This window comes from Mycobacterium sp. NAZ190054 (genome assembly GCF_001545925.1).
Lineage (GTDB): Bacteria > Actinomycetota > Actinomycetes > Mycobacteriales > Mycobacteriaceae > Mycobacterium.
Map to the genome: position 1 here is coordinate 1 of NZ_LMVQ01000038.1, position 15,638 is coordinate 15,638.

The following is a 15,638-nucleotide window of genomic DNA, read 5'->3' on the forward strand; positions in this document are numbered from 1 at the left end:
ACGCCGATCGTTCGGTGACGAGGAAGCCGGAGGGCAACGAGTTCCGCGACACTCGATGCCACCCTCCGTCTTGGTCCTGCCACCACCCCCGCCGAGGCGCCGCCGGCCGCCAGCGCCAGCGCACGCCCGACGCTGCCCTCGGGCACCAACCGCGGGGCGTAGCCGATCACCAGCGAGAAGAACAGCGCGTGGGTGACGCCGCCGAGCGTGCGTCCGGCAGCGACGACGGCGAACCCGGGCGCCGCCGCGACCACGGCGTTGCTCAGCGCGTAACCGGCGATGGTGGCCATCAGCAGGGGTTTGCGGGCGAACCTGGTGGTGGCCACCGTCAGCGGCACGGCCAGTGCGGCCACCATCACCGCATAGAGGCCGACCAGCAGACCTGCCGCCGAATCGGAGACGCCGAACGCGGCGCCGATCTGCGGCAGCAGGCCCACGGGCAGCATCTCGGTGGTGACCGCCAGGCACGACGCGGCCGCCAGGCAGAACAGCCCGGGCAGATTCGCACGCAAACCGGGGTCCGGCGGGGCGGTCGCAGTCATGGCGCCGAATATACTCGTCAGCTGAGTCTAATCAAATGGAATACTTCTCGACGATGTCTGACGACCCGCGGCATGCCGCGTACACGCGGTGGCTGGGCGCCGCGCAACTGATCGGTGTGGTGCGCGCCGAGCCCGGCATCACCCGGGCGGCGGCCGCGCAGCGACTGGGTATCGGCACCGGCGGAGCGGCCGACATGGTCGCGCGGCTGAGGCAGGCGCGGTTGCTCGACGAGACGCCGGCGCCCGCCCAGGGCCGGGGCAGGCCCACGACGGTGCTGGGCCCGCATCCCGACGGACCGCTGGTGCTGGCGGCCGAGGTGCGGGCCGCCGACTGGCGGCTCGCTGTGGCCGGCATCGACGGTCGCCCGCGTCCGGTGGCCGGGGGCGCATACTCCGACGACGAACTCGACGTGGCGCTGGACCGGCTGGCCGATGCCATCGGCACTGCCTATCGACGAAACGCGAAGCGGGTCAATGCTCTTGCGGTCTCGTTCGCGGGCACGGTCAGCGATGCGAAGCTGGTGCAGTTCACGTCGCGGCGCCGTCGCGACGTCGACCTGTCGGTGCTGACGAGCAGGATCCCGCGCCGCGCGGCGGTGGCGCTGCTGATCGGGAACGACGCCACCTGGGCGGGGCTGGCCGAAGCCCGCACGGGCGCCGCGCGCGACGCGGGCACCTCGCTGCACCTGATCGTCGCGCAGGGCATCGGCGGCACCGTGGTCGTCGACGGCATACCGCTGTGCGGCGCTCACGGGGCTGCGGGCGAGTACGGTCACGTCCCGTTCGGCGACCCGGCGTTGGCCTGCCCGTGTGGAGCCCGCGGATGCTGGGATCTGACCGTCGACGGGCGCGCGCTGGCCCGGCTGCGCGGGGATGCGCCGCCCGAGGACCCGGTCGGCTACGTGCACCGGATGCTCGAGGAGCCCCGCGACGCCCGGACGCGGCAGGCGCTGGACATTGTCGCGGCGTCATTGGGCCGCGGTATCGGGGCGTTGGTGAACCTGCACGACCCGGACGTGATCACCCTGGGCGGCGTCGGTGCGGGCCTGCGGGCCGCCGCCGCCGGCGCCTTCGACACGGCCTACCGCGACGCCCTGATGGCCTACCGGCAGGACGCCCCGCCGCCGGTGCGTGACGCCGAGCACGGCGAGGAGGCAACACTGCACGGCGCGGTCATCATGGCGATGGACCATGTCACCAGCCCGGCCGGTCTCGCCGATTGGGCTGAGCGCCAGCGGGTTTGAGGGCCGGGCTAGTTCGCGTGCAGGGCTTCGTTGAGCGTGATGCCCGTGCCGTCGCGCTTGACCACCTCGACTGCACCGGTGACCGAGTTACGGCGGAACAACAGGTTGTCGGCACCGGAGAGCTCGCGGGCCTTGACGGTCTCGCCGTCGGAGGTGGTGACCTTGGTGCCCGCGGTGACGTACAGCCCGGCCTCGACGACGCAGTCGTCGCCGAGGGAGATCCCCAGCCCGGCGTTGGCGCCGAGCAGGCAGCGCTTGCCGACCGAGATCACCTGCGTGCCGCCGCCGGACAGCGTGCCCATGATCGACGCGCCGCCGCCGATGTCGGAACCGTCGTCGACGACGACGCCCGCCGAGATACGGCCCTCGACCATGGAACTGCCGAGCGTGCCGGCGTTGAAGTTCACGAAGCCCTCGTGCATGACGGTGGTGCCCGGCGCCAGGTGCGCGCCGAGGCGTACCCGGTCGGCGTCGGCGATCCGCACGCCGGAGGGCAGCACGTAGTCGACCATGCGCGGGAACTTGTCGACGCCGTAGACCGCGACCTGCCCGCGGCGGCGCAGCCGGGCCCGGACCGTCTCGAATCCGTCGACCGCGCACGGGCCGTGACTGGTCCATACGACGTTGGTGAGCACCCCGAACAGCCCGTCGGCGTTCAGCCCGTGCGGCGCGACCAGGCGGTGCGAGAGCAGATGGAGCCGCAGGTACGCGTCGTACGCGTCGACGGCCTTGTCCTCCAGCGACGCGATCACCGTGCGCACCACGACGACGTCCACGTCGCGGTCCTCGTCGCGGCCCGCCAGCGCGGCAAGCTCGCCGGGCACCTCGGCCACCGAGAGACGCGCGGTTCCCGGCTCGCCGCCCGCGGTCAGTTCCGGGGCCGGGAACCAGGTGTCGAGAACCGATCCGTCGGCCGCGATGGTCGCCACGCCGATGCCTGATGCTCCTGTCACGGTGCTTCAGGTTACCGGTGGGTGTGATCGGTGCATCCGTGGGCTGACCGGCAGCCGTGGAGTCGAATTGGTCTACAGCAACAGAGAAGGGTCATGGCAGGTTGCGGAGGCCGGCGCCGACCTCCGCTACCGTGGTCCTGTGCTCGACCTACACGGTGATCCGGTCGCGTTGACCGCCGCGCTGGTGGACATCCCGAGCGAGTCTCGCCACGAGAAGCGCATCGCCGACGAGATCGAGAGCGCGCTCCGTACACAGACCACCGGCTTCGAGGTCCTCCGCAACGGTGACGCCGTACTGGCCCGCACCGACTTCGGCCGGCCGTCGCGGGTGCTGCTGGCCGGGCACACCGACACCGTGCCCGCGGCAGGCAACCTGCCCAGCCGGCTGGCCGACGGCGTGCTGCACGGCTGCGGAACCTCGGACATGAAATCCGGGGACGCGGTGTTCCTGCACCTGGCGGCCACCGTCACCGAACCCGCTCACGACATCACGCTGGTCATGTACGACTGCGAGGAGATCGAGGCCTCCGCCAACGGGCTCGGCCGCATCGAGCGGGAGCTGCCCGACTGGCTGGCCGCCGACGTCGCGATCCTCGGCGAACCGTCCGGCGGCTTCGTCGAGGCCGGCTGCCAGGGCACCCTGCGGGTGATCGTCAGCGCGACCGGCACCCGGGCGCACTCGGCCCGGTCGTGGTTGGGCGACAACGCGATCCACAAGTTGGGTGACGTCCTCGCCCGGCTGAAGGCCTACCCGGCGCGCAGCGTCGACATCGACGGCTGCGTCTACCGCGAAGGGTTGTCGGCGGTGCGGATCGACGGCGGCATCGCAGGCAACGTGATCCCCGACTCGGCGAGCGTCACCGTGAACTTCCGGTTCGCCCCGGACCGCAGCGTCGAGCAGGCCCACGCCCACGTGTGCGAGGTGTTCGACGGGCTCGACGTCGCGATCGAACTCACCGACTCCGCCGCCGGCGCGCTGCCGGGGTTGACCCGGCCGCGCCGCCGGCGCCGGAATGCCCGCAGTGGACGGTGACGTCCGGTCATACGACCGGCGTGGTGACGGATGTGCCGGGCCCCGACATCCCCGCCGCCCGGACGGTCGGGATGCGCACCGCCGCCACCACCGTCGTCGAAGGCGGCACCGAGACCCGCACGCACGCGGAGACGTTCGTCGCCTACCTGGGGGAGTACATCTGTTTCGTCGCCGTGCTCACCGATCCCGGGTCACCGCATCCCGCACTCGGCGCCGACTTCGCATCCGGACTGCTCACCGAAACGGTGTCGGCGCTGCGCGGTTGAGCAGGCCCGCGCAGGTACATTGGCGGCGATGTCGAAGCCTCCGAACCCCCGGGTGATCGCTGCGGTGATGTGCGTCGCGCTGGCCACCGGATGCAGCGCCGCGCAGTCCGAGGACCTCTCGAACGCCGACATCGCCAGGGTCACGGAGCTCAAGTCGCAGTTTCCCGCGTCGTTCGCGGTGAACTCCGTGGGTCCGGCGGGGATCGACCCGCAGTACCTCACCGCGCAGAAGTTGCCGCCCGGCCTGACCTTCGATCCGGCCGACTGCGGGCAGGCCGCCGGTGAACAGGCCATCCCGGAGGGCGTCAAGGGGAACATGGCGGCCACCACCGCCGAAGGCGACGGCGTGCGCTACATCGTCATCGCGGTCGAGACCTCCGAGCCCGTCCCGGTCAGTGTGCCCACCGAGCAGTGCCGCAAGGTGGCCTTCACCGGCCCCGGGATGCGCGGCCTCGTCGAGGTCGTGGACGCCCCGCAGATCGACGAGGTGCACACCGTCGGCACCCACCGGGTGTTGCAGACGACGACGCAGCAGGGCCCGCGCACCGGCGAGCTCTACAACTACGTCGCCAAGTTCGGGACGTTCATCGTGATCGTCACCGCCAACCCGCTCGTGGTCGCCGACAAGCCGGTCGCCCAGGTCGACACCGCGCGGGCCCGCGACCTCGTCGCGCGGACGGTCGAGCTGGTGAAGGGCTGAGCCGCCGTCAGCGGACGTCCTGCGGGCGGAACTGGATGCTGATGCGCGGCCCGGTCGGACGCGCGGTCTTCGGGACGGCGTGCTCCCACGTGCGCTGACACGAGCCGCCCATCACCAGCAGGTCACCGTGACAGTGCCGCAGCCGCAACGACGGCCCGCCCCCGCGCGGCCTGAGCGCGAAAACCCTTGTGGCACCGAGACCCACGATGGCGACCATGGTGTCCTCGGTGCTGCTGCGGCCGATGTTGTCGCCGTGCCAGGCAACGCTGTCGTTGCCGTCGCGGTACAGGCACAGGCCCGCGGTGACGAACGGTTCGCCGAGCTCTCCGGCGTACGCGTCGTTGAGCCGGCGGCGCAGCTGCTTCAGGCGCGGGTGCGGTGCCGGGTCGTCGACCAGGTGGTGGAAACTCACCAGCCGCGGCACGTCGAGCACCCGTTCGTACATCTGCCGCCGCTCGGCCCGCCACGGGATCTGATCGCGGAGCTCGCCGAAAAGCGCGTCGTCGGCCGAACCGTCCTGGGACAACCAGCCCGACCGCACCTCCAGCCACGCGCCGTTGCCGAGGTCGCGGCGCTCGGAGTGGTCGAACAGAGAGCTTTGCAGAGCCGGCTCCATGCGGGCAGTCTATCGCACAGGCGTTCGAAATCTCAGAGCCGGACCGGGCCGGGTCCCTCCTCGGCGAGCATGTCTCCGGGATTGGCCAGCGCGCACACCTTCAGGCTCAGGCAGCCGCAGCCGATGCAGCCGGCGAGGTTGTCCCGCAGCCGCTGCAGGTGCAGGATGCGCTGATCGAGGTCCTCGCGCCAGCCCGCGGAGAGCTTGGCCCAGTCCTTGCTGGTGGGCACCCGGTCGGAGGGCAGCGTCGCGAGCGCCTCGCGGATGCGGGCCAGCGGGATGCCGAGTCGCTGCGACATCCGGATGAACGCGACGCGGCGCAGCGTGTCCCGTGAGTAGCGCCGCTGATTGCCGCCGGTGCGCCTGCTCGTGATGAGGCCTTCGCGCTCGTAGAAGTGCAACGCCGACACCGCGACCCCGCTGCGTGCCGACATCTCGCTCGGCGTGAGTTCGTGCGGCCACTCCATGACCTCAACCCTAGTTGAGGTGACTGTTCGGGTTACGGTGCTACACGTGACTGATGCGGCGCTCGGATGCAATTCGGAGGTCGGCACGCTGCGGGTGGTCATCCTGCACCGCCCGGGACCCGAGTTGCAACGCCTGACGCCCCGCAACAACGACACGCTGCTGTTCGACGGGTTGCCGTGGGTGGCCAGAGCTCAGCAGGAGCACGACGCGTTCGCCGAGTTGCTGCGCTCGCGCGGGGTCGAGGTACTGCTGCTCGGTGACCTCCTCACCGAGGCGCTGGCCAAGAGCGGCGCGGCCCGGATGCACGGCATCTCCGCCGCGGTCGATGCCCGCCGTCTCGGTGTGCCGCTGGCGCAGGAACTCTCGGCATACCTGCGCACGCTCGACGCCGGTGCGCTGGCCCGGGTGCTGATGGCCGGGATGACCTTCGACGAGTTGCCGTTCGGGGAGAACGAGCTGTCGCTGGTGCGCCGCATGCACCACGGCGGCGATTTCGTCATCGACCCGCTGCCGAACCTGTTGTTCACCCGGGACTCGTCGTTCTGGATCGGTCCGCGGGTGGCCATCACTTCGCTGTCGATGCATGCCCGGGTGCGGGAGACCTCGCTGACCGACCTGATCTATGCCCACCATCCGCGGTTCCTCGGCGCGCGGCGGGCCTACGAATCCCGGTCGGCGCCGATCGAGGGCGGTGACGTGCTGTTGCTGGCGCCCGGTGTGGTGGCCGTCGGGGTGGGGGAGCGGACCACGCCTGCGGGCGCGGAGGCGTTGGCGCGCAGCCTGTTCGACGACGATCTCGCACACACCGTGCTGGCCGTGCCGATCGCGCAGGAACGCGCGCAGATGCATCTGGACACGGTGTGCACGATGGTCGACACCGACGCCGTGGTGATGTACCCGAACATCCAGCACTCGTTGACGGCCTTCACGATCCGGCGCCGGTCCGGTGGGGTGAAGATCGACCGTGCGGCGCCGTTCGTCGACGCCGCGGCGGACGCGATGGGCATCGGCAAGCTGCGGGTGATCGACACCGGGCTCGACCCCGTCACCGCCGAGCGTGAGCAGTGGGACGACGGCAACAACACGCTGGCGTTGGCGCCCGGCGTCGTGGTCGCCTACGAACGCAACACCGAGACCAACGCGCGCCTCGCGGATTCCGGTATCGAGGTGCTGCCGATCGCGGCCTCGGAGCTGGGCACCGGCCGCGGCGGCCCGCGCTGCATGTCGTGCCCGGCCGGCCGCGACCCGCTCTAGCGAAACCCCCGGCGCCGCAGCGCGTCCCGGCATCGACCGACCACATTCCACGGACCGTGCAGCGGCGCCACCTCGATCAGCTGCCAGCCGAGCCGGCTCAGCAGATCGCGGAAGAGGATGTCGCTTGTCAGGTTGGGGCGGTGTTCGGCCCACTGCACCCCGACCCGGGCGTCCCGCCAGCCGATACCGACAGTCGACTCCCAGCGGTGGTCCGCGACCGGGATGCTGGTCTGGGGATGCGGAAGACCGGCGTCGATGAGCCAGAGCCGTACCCTGGTCTCCTCCGGTGACCGAGAGCCGCCGTCCATCACCTCGAGCGCGTCGTAGGCGTTGACGGTCCCCCGCGCCGTCCGGTACCGCTGCTGCAGCGGCGCCACGTCCGTTCGGGAGATCTCGGTGCAGTCGGCGAGCATGTCGAGGTGGACGACCGCTTCGTCGCGGGGCAGCCGCCTGGCGAGGTCGAAAGCCGTGCGCGCGGGCGTGGTGATCGACAGCTCACCGTAGATCCCGATCTCGTCGGCCTCCAGTCGCTCGTCGCGGACGACGACGCCGGGTTGGGCCCGCCTGGGCTTCGCGATGATCTCGATCGGCGCGTCATCCTCGACGCCGGCGACGCCGTACAGCGCGGCCGCGGTCCGGCCCGCGATGACCCCTTGCCGGCCGGTCCACAGCCACGCGGCGTAGGCCCTGTTCAGGATGCTTCGGCGCGCGCCCGCCGGCAGGTAAACGTCGGGCAGTATCGCGCGATAGTTCCAGCGCAGGGCGCCGCGCGTGAGTAGCCCGGCATCGATGGCCTCGCTGCCGATGATCGGTCTGTCCACGGTCCGAGCGTGTGCACGTGCACCGACGTGTCGGTCGCCGCGCCGGCCGATCCGCCTCCCGCCTGTGGATCGGATCGGGATTGGGGAGCGGGCCCGCCAGGGGTCGACCGACTTGCCCGGGCGCTCGAGGCGAGGTTGACGTCAGGGTCGCCGACGGCGGCGGCACCGACCAGAACGCAGCCCTGATGTCGATCTCGGGCCGTGATCGACATCAGGGTTGCGATATCCGACGGGAGGCACGAAATCACAGCCGTGGTGTCGATCTGGCGTGGAGCATCGGGTCACCGGTGGTGCCCCGCCGGCCTATCGCCAGGACGGTAGCCAGATCTGCATGTTCCACGTGTGCTGAGAGATCGGCAGGCCGGTCAGGATCGGATAGAGCCACGCGAAGTTCGTGATCACCAGCGCGACATAGCCGCACACCACCAGCAGCCCCAGTGTTCGGCGCTCGGCGTTCTGGCCGGGTTTGTAGAGGATGTCGCCGAGGATCATCGCGATGATCATGACCAGGAACGGCGCCATGGTCGCGGCGTAGAAGAAGTACATCTGCCGGTCGATGTCGGCGAACCAGGGCAGGATGCCGGCGCTGTAGCCGACCAGCAGCACGGCGTACCGCCAGTCCCGCTTGACGAACGCCCGCCACACCGCCCAGGCCAGCACGGGTACCGCCAGGAACCACATCGCCGGCGTGCCCACCAGCATGACGGCCTTGACGCACGACTGGGCCCCGCACCCCGCCACGTTCTCGGTGTCGATCGCGTACAACACCGGCCGCAACGACATCGGCCAGGTCCACGGCTTGGACTCCCACGGGTGGTGGTTGCCGTCGGCGTTGGTCAGTCCGGAATGGAAGCGGTACGCGGCGTAGGTGTAGTGCCACAGCGACCGGATCGCGTCGGGGATCGGCAGCACGCTGTCGGGTCCGATCGAGCGGCCCACCTCGTAACGGTTCACGGCCGTCTCCGACGCGAACCACGGCGTGTACGACGCCAGGTACACCCCGAACGGGATCAGCACCAGCGCGTACAGCGACGGGCCGACATCGCGCCGGAAGGTGCCCAGCCACGGACGCGAGACACGGTACTGCCTGCGCGCGGCGACGTCGAAAGCCACCGTCATCACGCCGAAGAACATCACGAAGTACAGCCCGGACCACTTGGTCGCGCAGGCCAGGCCGAGCAGCACGCCGGCGCCGAACCGCCACCACCGCACACCGAGCCGCGGCCCCCACGTCGTCTCCGTGATGCGGCCCTGCAGAAACGCGAGGTGCATCCGTTCCCGGACCTGGTCACGGTCGACGATCAGGCAGCCGAACGCCGCCACCACGAACACCGTCAGGAAGCCGTCGAGCAGCGCCGTGCGCGCCGTGACGAAGCTGACGCCGTCGGCGATCAGCAGCAGCCCGGCGACACCGCCGAGGAGGGTGGACCGGCTGATGCGCCGGACGATGCGCACCACCAGCAGCACGAGGATCACCCCGCACACCGCGCCGGAGAAGCGCCAGCCCAGGCCGTTGTAACCGAAGATCGCCTCGCCGATCGCGATCAGCTGTTTGCCGACCGGCGGATGGACCACCAGGCCGTAGCCGGGGTTGTCCTCGACGCCGCCGTTGTGCAGCATCTGCCAGGCCTGCGGGGCGTAGTGCTTCTCGTCGAAGATCGGGGTGCCCGCGTCGGTGGGGGAGCCGAGGTTCAGGAAGCGGGTGACCGCCGCCAACGCGGTGATGACGGCCGTCATCACCCAGCCCTGCAGCCGGTCCAGCGGGCCGAAATCCGCGACCGGCACGATCGGGCCGGGGCTGATGACCGGGACCGGACGACCGCTTCTCTCGAGTTGGTCGGTCGGGGCAGTCACGCCTGCGATCGTAGGCTGTCAGATATGACGGCCGGACGACTGCTGGTGGGCGCCACGCCGCTGGGACAGCCGTCGGATGCGTCGGCACGCCTGGTACGCGCGCTGCGCAGCGCCGACGTGATCGCCGCCGAGGACACCCGCCGGGTCCGCACGCTCGCGACCGCGCTCGAGGTGAAGCCCGCCGGACGCATCGTCAGCCTCTACGACCAGAACGAGGCGTCCCGGGTGCCGGCGCTGCTCGACGACATCAAGGGCGGGGCGACGGTGCTGCTGGTCAGCGACGCCGGCATGCCGCTGATCAGCGATCCCGGTTACCGCCTGGTGGCGGCGTGCGTGGAGAACGCGCTGACCGTCCAGTGCCTGCCCGGTCCGTCCGCGGTCACGACCGCGCTGGCGGTCGCGGGCCTGCCCTCGGAGCGGTTCTGCTTCGAAGGGTTCGCGCCGCGCCGGCAGGCGGCCCGCCGCACCTGGTTGCAGTCGCTGGCGGCCGAGCCGCGCACGTGCGTGTTCTTCGAGTCGCCGCGCCGGCTGGCGGACACTCTCGGCGACGCCGTCGAGGTGCTCGGCGCGGGGCGTCGTGCGGTGGTATGCCGGGAACTGACCAAGACGCACGAGGAGATCGTGCGCGGGTCCCTGGGGGAGCTCGCCGACTGGGCCGCCGACGGGGTGCTCGGCGAGATCACCGTCGTGCTGGACGGTGCGACACCGTCCGCGGACCCGGAGGCGCTGGTGGCCGAGGTGAACCAGCTGGTCGACGACGGCATGCGGGTCAAGGACGCGTGTGCGCAGGTGGTCGCCGCGCACCCCGGGTCACCGTCTAAGCGGGAGCTCTACGACGCGGTGCTGCGCGCGCGTCGGTGAGCCCGTGGCGCACCCGAGGATCGGCGCCGCCTTGTGCAGGCACTCCTCCCACTCGCGGGTGGGATCCGAGTCGGCGGTGATGCCTCCGCCGACGCCGAGCACCGCGCCGCCGCTGGGGCTGAACTCCACGGTGCGGATCGCGACGTTGAGCTCGCAACCGGCCACCGGTGACGCCAGACCGACTGTGCCGCAATAGATCCCTCGTCGTGACGGCTCCCAGCCGGTCAGCAGGCGGCGGGCCCTCGCCTTCGGCGTGCCGGTCACCGACGCCGGCGGGAACGTCGCCTCCAGCAGATCCGCCATCGGCAGTTCGGCGGGCACCGTGGCCGACACCGTCGAGACCAGATGCCACACGCCCGGTGCCGGCCGGACGGCGAGCAGCTCGGGCACCGACACCGAACCGGTGCGCGCGACCCGGCCCAGGTCGTTGCGGACCAGGTCGACGATCATGATGTTCTCCGCGACGTCCTTGACCGACGACCGCAGCGCCGCCGGGTCCGCCCGCTCCGGCAGCGTCCCCTTGATCGGGCTCGACGTCACCGCCTCACCGCAGCGCCGCAGGAACAACTCCGGCGACAGCGACGCCACCGCGCCCCAGTCCCCGGCCACGAACGCCGCGCGGGCCGGCGCCGTCCGCGTGGCCGCCTCGACGAAGAAGTCGGCCGGCGTGCCGTCGAGTATGCCGGCGAACTGCGTGCACACACACGCCTGGTACACCTCGCCCGCCGCGATCGCGTCGAGACAGCCCAGCACCCCGCGCCGGTGCGCGTCCTGATCGGCCTCACCCCAGGCGACGACGGCGTCGCGCGGCACCGGCGCCGATCGCAACGCCTCCGACACCCAGCCGGGAAGCGCTGCGCCGTCGAGGCTTTCGTGCCACCAGTGGCCGTCGCGGTCACACCTGAGCACCGAGTCCGACCATCCGCCGGCGGCCTCCGGGATGCGCGGACCCAGCCCGTCGGCGCCGGCGTCGGGGTATGACAGATAGCCGAACCAGCCGCCGCCGACCGGACCGTCCTGCCGGGCGCCGGGGGAGACGTCGAAGACGCTTCCGGGTGCCACGGCGGCCGCGTCCAGTGACGGTGCGATCACCGCGCGGGAGCCGAACCACTCCCCGGTGAGCGCCGCCGGCGGCGGCAGACCGCGTCGTGACGTCGCGTCCGCGAGCGCGCGCAGTACCGCCGGGGCACTCCCCAGGTCGCCGAGCCGCTCGATGCGCACCGACCCATTATCGGCTGATCTGTCGCGGCACCTTCACTCCTGCCAGCTTCTCCGGGTTGCGCATGGCGTAGAAATTGGTGACCCGGCCGTCGACCACCTCGAAGGTCACCACGCCCTCGAGGTTGTCGTCGAGGTAGAGCACCAGCGCCGGCGCGCTGTTGTAGATCGCGGGCTCGACCCTGCCCGCGGTGCCCGCGAGCCGGACGAAGCCCAGGATCAGCCTGGCCACCCGGTCCGCGCCCTCGACCGGCCTGCGCGCCGCGCTGACCTTGCCGTCGCTGTCGGCGGTCCACACCACGTCCGGTGCCAGCATCGCCATCAGTCCGTCCAGGTCACCGGTGGCCGCCGCGGCGAAGAACCTGGCGGTGATTTCGGTGGACAGCTTCGGGTCGACGGGCTCGAACCGCCTGCGCCGCGACTGCACGTGTTCGCGGGCGCGGTGGGCCATCTGACGCACCGCGGCCGCGGACCTGCCCAGCGCCGCGGCGATCTCGTCGTGCCCGAACCCGAACACCTCCCGCAGCACGAACACCGCCCGCTCGTCGGGGCTCAGCGTCTCCAACACCACCAGCATCGCCATCGACACCGATTCGGCCAGCACCACGTCCGCGGACGGATCAGCTTCTGTCAGAAGCGGTTCGGGAAGCCATGGGCCGACGTACTCCTCGCGCCGCCGGGACTGCGCACGCAGTGCGTTGAGCGCCTGCCGGGTGACGAGCCGGGCGAGGTAGGCCTTGGTGTCGGTCACCCCGGACAGGTCGACCTCGGCCCAGCGCAGGTAGCTCTCCTGCAACACGTCGTCGGATTCGGTGGCGCTGCCGAGGATCTCGTAGGCGATCGTGAACAGCAGCGGACGCAGATGGGTGAACCGTTCGGCGTGTTCGTCACCCGGCGCGGCGGTCATCGGAGTGAAACCACCGCCGCCGCCACCGCTTCGGAGCGGTCCGGTCCCTTCAGCGACCGGTAGGAGCCGGGCTTACGCGCCTCGGCGCCGAGAAACCTCAGCGTGAAGCGGCACACCCGCTCCTTGAGGAAAGCGCCTGCGCGGCCGCCGATGTAGAGGTTCACCGGGGTGTCGTCGCTGCGCTGCAACTGCACCGTGCCCGCGCCTCGGCCCAGGCTGATGCACTGCCCGTTCATCGGAACGGTGGCGTGGTCGGCCACCGCGCCGGAGATCCGCGCCAGCACCGTCCCGGCGGCCTGCGCGCCCAGTGGCAGGCCGGCCTGGCAACTCATCCGGTACGGCAGTCCCGACGGGGCCGCGGCGTCTCCTGCCGCGACGATGCGGTCGTCGTCGACGCTCGTCAGCGCCTCGTCGGTGACGAGACGGCCCAGCGCGTCGGTGGTCAGCCCGCTGGCCGCGGCCAGCCCCGGAACCCCGAAACCGGCGGTCCACACCGTCACCGCGCTCGGCACCGACCGGCCGTCGGACAACACCACGTGGTCGGCGGCGACGGAGACGACCGTGTCCGCGACCGTCGTGACCCCGAGCCTGGCCAACCGCTTGAGCACCGACCGTTGCCCGGGCCCGCTCAGTGACGGGCCGACCACCGGGCTGACCAACGTCACCGGGCGACCGGCCTCGGCGAACTCGGCGGCCGCCTCGATCCCGGTCAGGCCACCTCCGACCACCACGATCGGTGCCGGGGTGGCGACTTCGGCCAGCCGTGCACTCAACTGCTGCGCTTGCTCGAATTCGCTGAGTGGATAAGCGAATTCGGCGGCACCCGGCACCCCGTCCGGCACCGCACCGGTGCTGCCGATCGCGTAGACCAGGTAGTCGTAGTCCAGTTCGGCACCGGAACCCAGTGACACCCGGCGGGCCGCGGCGTCGATGCGGTCGGCGGTGTCCACCACCAGCCGCACGCCGGCGTTGAGCACGGTGGCGAAATCCTCGACGGCGTCGTCGGTGCCGGCGGCGAGCTGGTGCAGCCGGATGCGTTCGACGAACCGGGGCCGGGGGTTGACCAGGGTCACCCGGATGTCGTCACGTGACATCAACCGGTTGGCTGCCATCACGCCGGCGTAGCCGCCGCCCAACACGATCACGTGGGTCTGCGGTGCGGTCATGGTGTCTCCTCTCGAAGGGCTTGCGCCCTCAAGACACCGCCCGGCGCGGATCTGTGACACCGACCCGGCGATTGTGGTTCAGATCACTCGGATTCGGTCATGTCAGTCCGCCTGGTAGCGGGGGAAGACGCCCGACGGGGCGGGGAGGACGGTGCCGGGAACCAGGCGCGTCCCGATGGCGTCGAACGCGCGCCGGTCCTCGGGCTGGCCGAGCAGGTCGAGCAGCTTGGCCGTCGAGGCGGGCATCACCGGCTGGCTCAGCAGCGCGGCGATGCGGACCACCTCCAGGGTCGTGTACAGCACGGTGGCGAAGCGGTCCGCGTCCGTCTTGCGCAGCACCCAGGGTTCCTGCGCGGAGAAGTAGCGGTTGGCCGCGCCCAGCACCGACCAGATCGCCTCCAGCGCAAGATGCATGGCGGTCGCGGCGTAATGGCCGCGCACCCGCTCCAGCAGCGCGCCGGCGGCGTCGAGCAGCTCGAGGTCCTCGGCGGTGAACTCGCCGGGCTGCGGCACCACGCCGTCGAGGTTCTTGGCGACCATCGACAGCGAGCGTTGCGCCAGGTTGCCGAACTCGTTGGCCAGGTCGGCGTTGATCCGCGCGATGATGCCTTCCTCGCTGTAGCTGCCGTCCTGGCCGAACGAGACCTCGCGCAGCAGGAAGTAACGCAGCTGGTCCACCCCGAACGTGTCGACCAGATCGTTGGGGTCGACCACGTTGCCGACCGACTTGCTCATCTTCTCGCCGCGGTTGAACAGGAAGCCGTGCGCGAACACCTTTTTCGGAAGTTCGATACCCGCCGACATCAGGAACGCCGGCCAGTACACCGTGTGGAAACGGATGATGTCCTTGCCGATCATGTGCATATCGGCCGGCCAATAGCGTTGGAACACATCCGATTCGGTGTCGGGGAAGCCGACACCGGTGAGGTAGTTGGTCAGCGCGTCCACCCACACGTACATCACGTGGTCGGGATGACCGGGCACCGGCACGCCCCAGTCGAACGTGGTCCGCGAGATCGACAGGTCGCGCAGCCCACCGGAGACGAAGCTGACCACCTCGTTGCGCCGCACCTCGGGCTCGATGAACTCCGGGTGCGCCGCATAGTGGGCCAGGAGCCGGTCGGTGTAGGCCGAGAGCCGGAAGAAGTACGTCTGCTCCTCGGTCCAGGTGACCGGGGTGCCGGTCTCGGTCGCGACGCGGACCCCGTCCTCGCCGACCGTGGTCTCGGCTTCGGTGAAGAACCGTTCGTCGCGCACCGAGTACCAGCCCGAGTACGTGTCGAGGTAGACGTCGCCGGCGTCGACCATGCGGGCCCACAGCGCCTTGGACGCCTCGTAGTGGTCGGCGTCGCTGGTGCGGATGAAGCGGTCGAAGGAGATGTCGAGCTTCTCCTGCAGCCGCTGGAACACATCGGAGTTGCCGCGCGCGAGTTCGGCGGTGGGCACCCCGAGCTTGGCGGCGGTCTCGGCCATCTTGAGCCCGTGCACGTCGGTTCCGGTCAGGAACCGGACGTCGAATCCGTCGAGGCGCTTGAACCGCGCGATCGCGTCGGTGGCGATGTATTCGTAGGCGTGTCCGACGTGCGGATCACCGTTGGGGTAGGCGATCGCCGTCGTGATGTAGTAGGGCTCACTCATTTGAGGTTCACCCTAGAGTGTGGGCCGTGAGTGCCAAGCGAGAGCCGCCGCCGGTCCCGGAGCCCCTCACCCCGCTCATCGACGCTCACACCCATCT

At 70.8% G+C, this 15,638-nt stretch carries 15 protein-coding genes and 1 pseudogene; 6 read left to right on the forward strand and 10 right to left on the reverse strand.

The features are described from left to right. Positions 1–542, reverse strand: a 542-nt coding sequence (locus ASJ79_RS03970; RefSeq protein WP_156448268.1) for an MFS transporter, incomplete at its 3' end; no start/stop codon positions are given. Between the two features lie 53 nt (positions 543–595). Here ASJ79_RS03970 and ASJ79_RS03975 point away from each other — a divergent pair. Next, positions 596–1,786, forward strand: coding sequence for an ROK family transcriptional regulator (locus ASJ79_RS03975; protein ID WP_231750713.1), 1,191 nt, complete (start codon positions 596–598; stop codon positions 1,784–1,786). Positions 1,787–1,794: 8 nt separating this feature from the next. On the opposite strand, the gene dapD is transcribed toward ASJ79_RS03975, so the two are convergent. Continuing rightward, positions 1,795–2,739, reverse strand: coding sequence for a 2,3,4,5-tetrahydropyridine-2,6-dicarboxylate N-succinyltransferase (gene dapD, locus ASJ79_RS03980; protein ID WP_067953409.1), 945 nt, complete (start codon positions 2,737–2,739; stop codon positions 1,795–1,797). A 139-nt stretch (positions 2,740–2,878) separates the two neighbouring features. Between dapD and dapE the strand changes: the two are divergent. The 3 genes and pseudogenes from dapE to ASJ79_RS03995 all read left to right on the forward strand — a co-directional run. Further along, a pseudogene (dapE, locus tag ASJ79_RS03985) lies at positions 2,879–3,782 on the forward strand (succinyl-diaminopimelate desuccinylase); the annotation flags it as partial. After that, entirely contained in the window at positions 3,769–4,038 is a 270-nt protein-coding gene (locus ASJ79_RS03990; RefSeq protein WP_369803608.1) for a DUF5642 family protein, read from the forward strand. The pseudogene dapE and the gene ASJ79_RS03990, both read left to right, overlap by 14 nt. A gap of 28 nt (positions 4,039–4,066) precedes the next feature. Beyond that, the gene (locus ASJ79_RS03995) at positions 4,067–4,738 is read left to right on the forward strand and encodes a DUF5642 family protein (RefSeq protein WP_067953411.1); all 672 of its coding nucleotides are present in this window, start codon (positions 4,067–4,069) and stop codon (positions 4,736–4,738) included. A 7-nt stretch (positions 4,739–4,745) separates the two neighbouring features. On the opposite strand, the gene ASJ79_RS04000 is transcribed toward ASJ79_RS03995, so the two are convergent. Together ASJ79_RS04000 and soxR are read right to left on the reverse strand one after the other, a co-directional pair. Beyond that, entirely contained in the window at positions 4,746–5,354 is a 609-nt protein-coding gene (locus ASJ79_RS04000) for an alpha-ketoglutarate-dependent dioxygenase AlkB (protein WP_067953413.1), read from the reverse strand. Positions 5,355–5,386: 32 nt separating this feature from the next. Next, positions 5,387–5,821 (reverse strand): redox-sensitive transcriptional activator SoxR, encoded by a 435-nt coding sequence (soxR, locus tag ASJ79_RS04005; RefSeq protein WP_067953416.1) that lies wholly within the window; start codon positions 5,819–5,821, stop codon positions 5,387–5,389. Positions 5,822–5,867: 46 nt separating this feature from the next. Between soxR and arcA the strand changes: the two genes are divergently transcribed. Next, positions 5,868–7,076 carry an arginine deiminase gene (arcA, locus tag ASJ79_RS04010; RefSeq protein ID WP_067953418.1) on the forward strand — a complete coding sequence of 403 codons (1,209 nt, stop codon included), beginning with the start codon at positions 5,868–5,870 and terminating at the stop codon, positions 7,074–7,076. On the opposite strand, the gene ASJ79_RS04015 is transcribed toward arcA, so the two are convergent. Further along, complete coding sequence (locus tag ASJ79_RS04015; RefSeq protein WP_067953419.1) at positions 7,073–7,897, reverse strand: hypothetical protein; 825 nt, start codon at positions 7,895–7,897, stop codon at positions 7,073–7,075. The genes arcA and ASJ79_RS04015 overlap by 4 nt on opposite strands. Positions 7,898–8,200: 303 nt before the next feature. Continuing rightward, positions 8,201–9,751, reverse strand: coding sequence for a dolichyl-phosphate-mannose--protein mannosyltransferase (locus ASJ79_RS04020; RefSeq protein ID WP_067953422.1), 1,551 nt, complete (start codon positions 9,749–9,751; stop codon positions 8,201–8,203). 24 nt (positions 9,752–9,775) lie between these two features. On the opposite strand from ASJ79_RS04020, the gene rsmI reads away from it, so the two are divergent. Then, positions 9,776–10,612, forward strand: a complete 837-nt coding sequence (gene rsmI, locus ASJ79_RS04025) for a 16S rRNA (cytidine(1402)-2'-O)-methyltransferase (RefSeq protein WP_067953424.1) — start codon at positions 9,776–9,778, stop codon at positions 10,610–10,612. Here the strand turns inward: rsmI and ASJ79_RS04030 are convergent. The 4 genes from ASJ79_RS04030 to metG all read right to left on the reverse strand — a co-directional run bounded on the left by ASJ79_RS04030 (position 10,562) and on the right by metG (position 15,541). Continuing rightward, positions 10,562–11,833, reverse strand: a complete 1,272-nt coding sequence (locus ASJ79_RS04030; protein WP_067953425.1) for an aminodeoxychorismate synthase component I — start codon at positions 11,831–11,833, stop codon at positions 10,562–10,564. The two genes, rsmI and ASJ79_RS04030, sit on opposite strands and share 51 nt — an antisense overlap. A gap of 7 nt (positions 11,834–11,840) precedes the next feature. Beyond that, the gene (locus ASJ79_RS04035; protein ID WP_067953427.1) at positions 11,841–12,737 is read right to left on the reverse strand and encodes an RNA polymerase sigma-70 factor; all 897 of its coding nucleotides are present in this window, start codon (positions 12,735–12,737) and stop codon (positions 11,841–11,843) included. Next, entirely contained in the window at positions 12,734–13,903 is a 1,170-nt protein-coding gene (locus tag ASJ79_RS04040) for an NAD(P)/FAD-dependent oxidoreductase (RefSeq protein WP_067953429.1), read from the reverse strand. The genes ASJ79_RS04035 and ASJ79_RS04040 overlap by 4 nt, the downstream gene beginning before the upstream one ends. 102 nt (positions 13,904–14,005) lie before the next feature. Further along, positions 14,006–15,541 carry a methionine--tRNA ligase gene (metG, locus tag ASJ79_RS04045; RefSeq protein WP_067953431.1) on the reverse strand — a complete coding sequence of 512 codons (1,536 nt, stop codon included), beginning with the start codon at positions 15,539–15,541 and terminating at the stop codon, positions 14,006–14,008. Positions 15,542–15,638 lie beyond the last annotated feature (97 nt).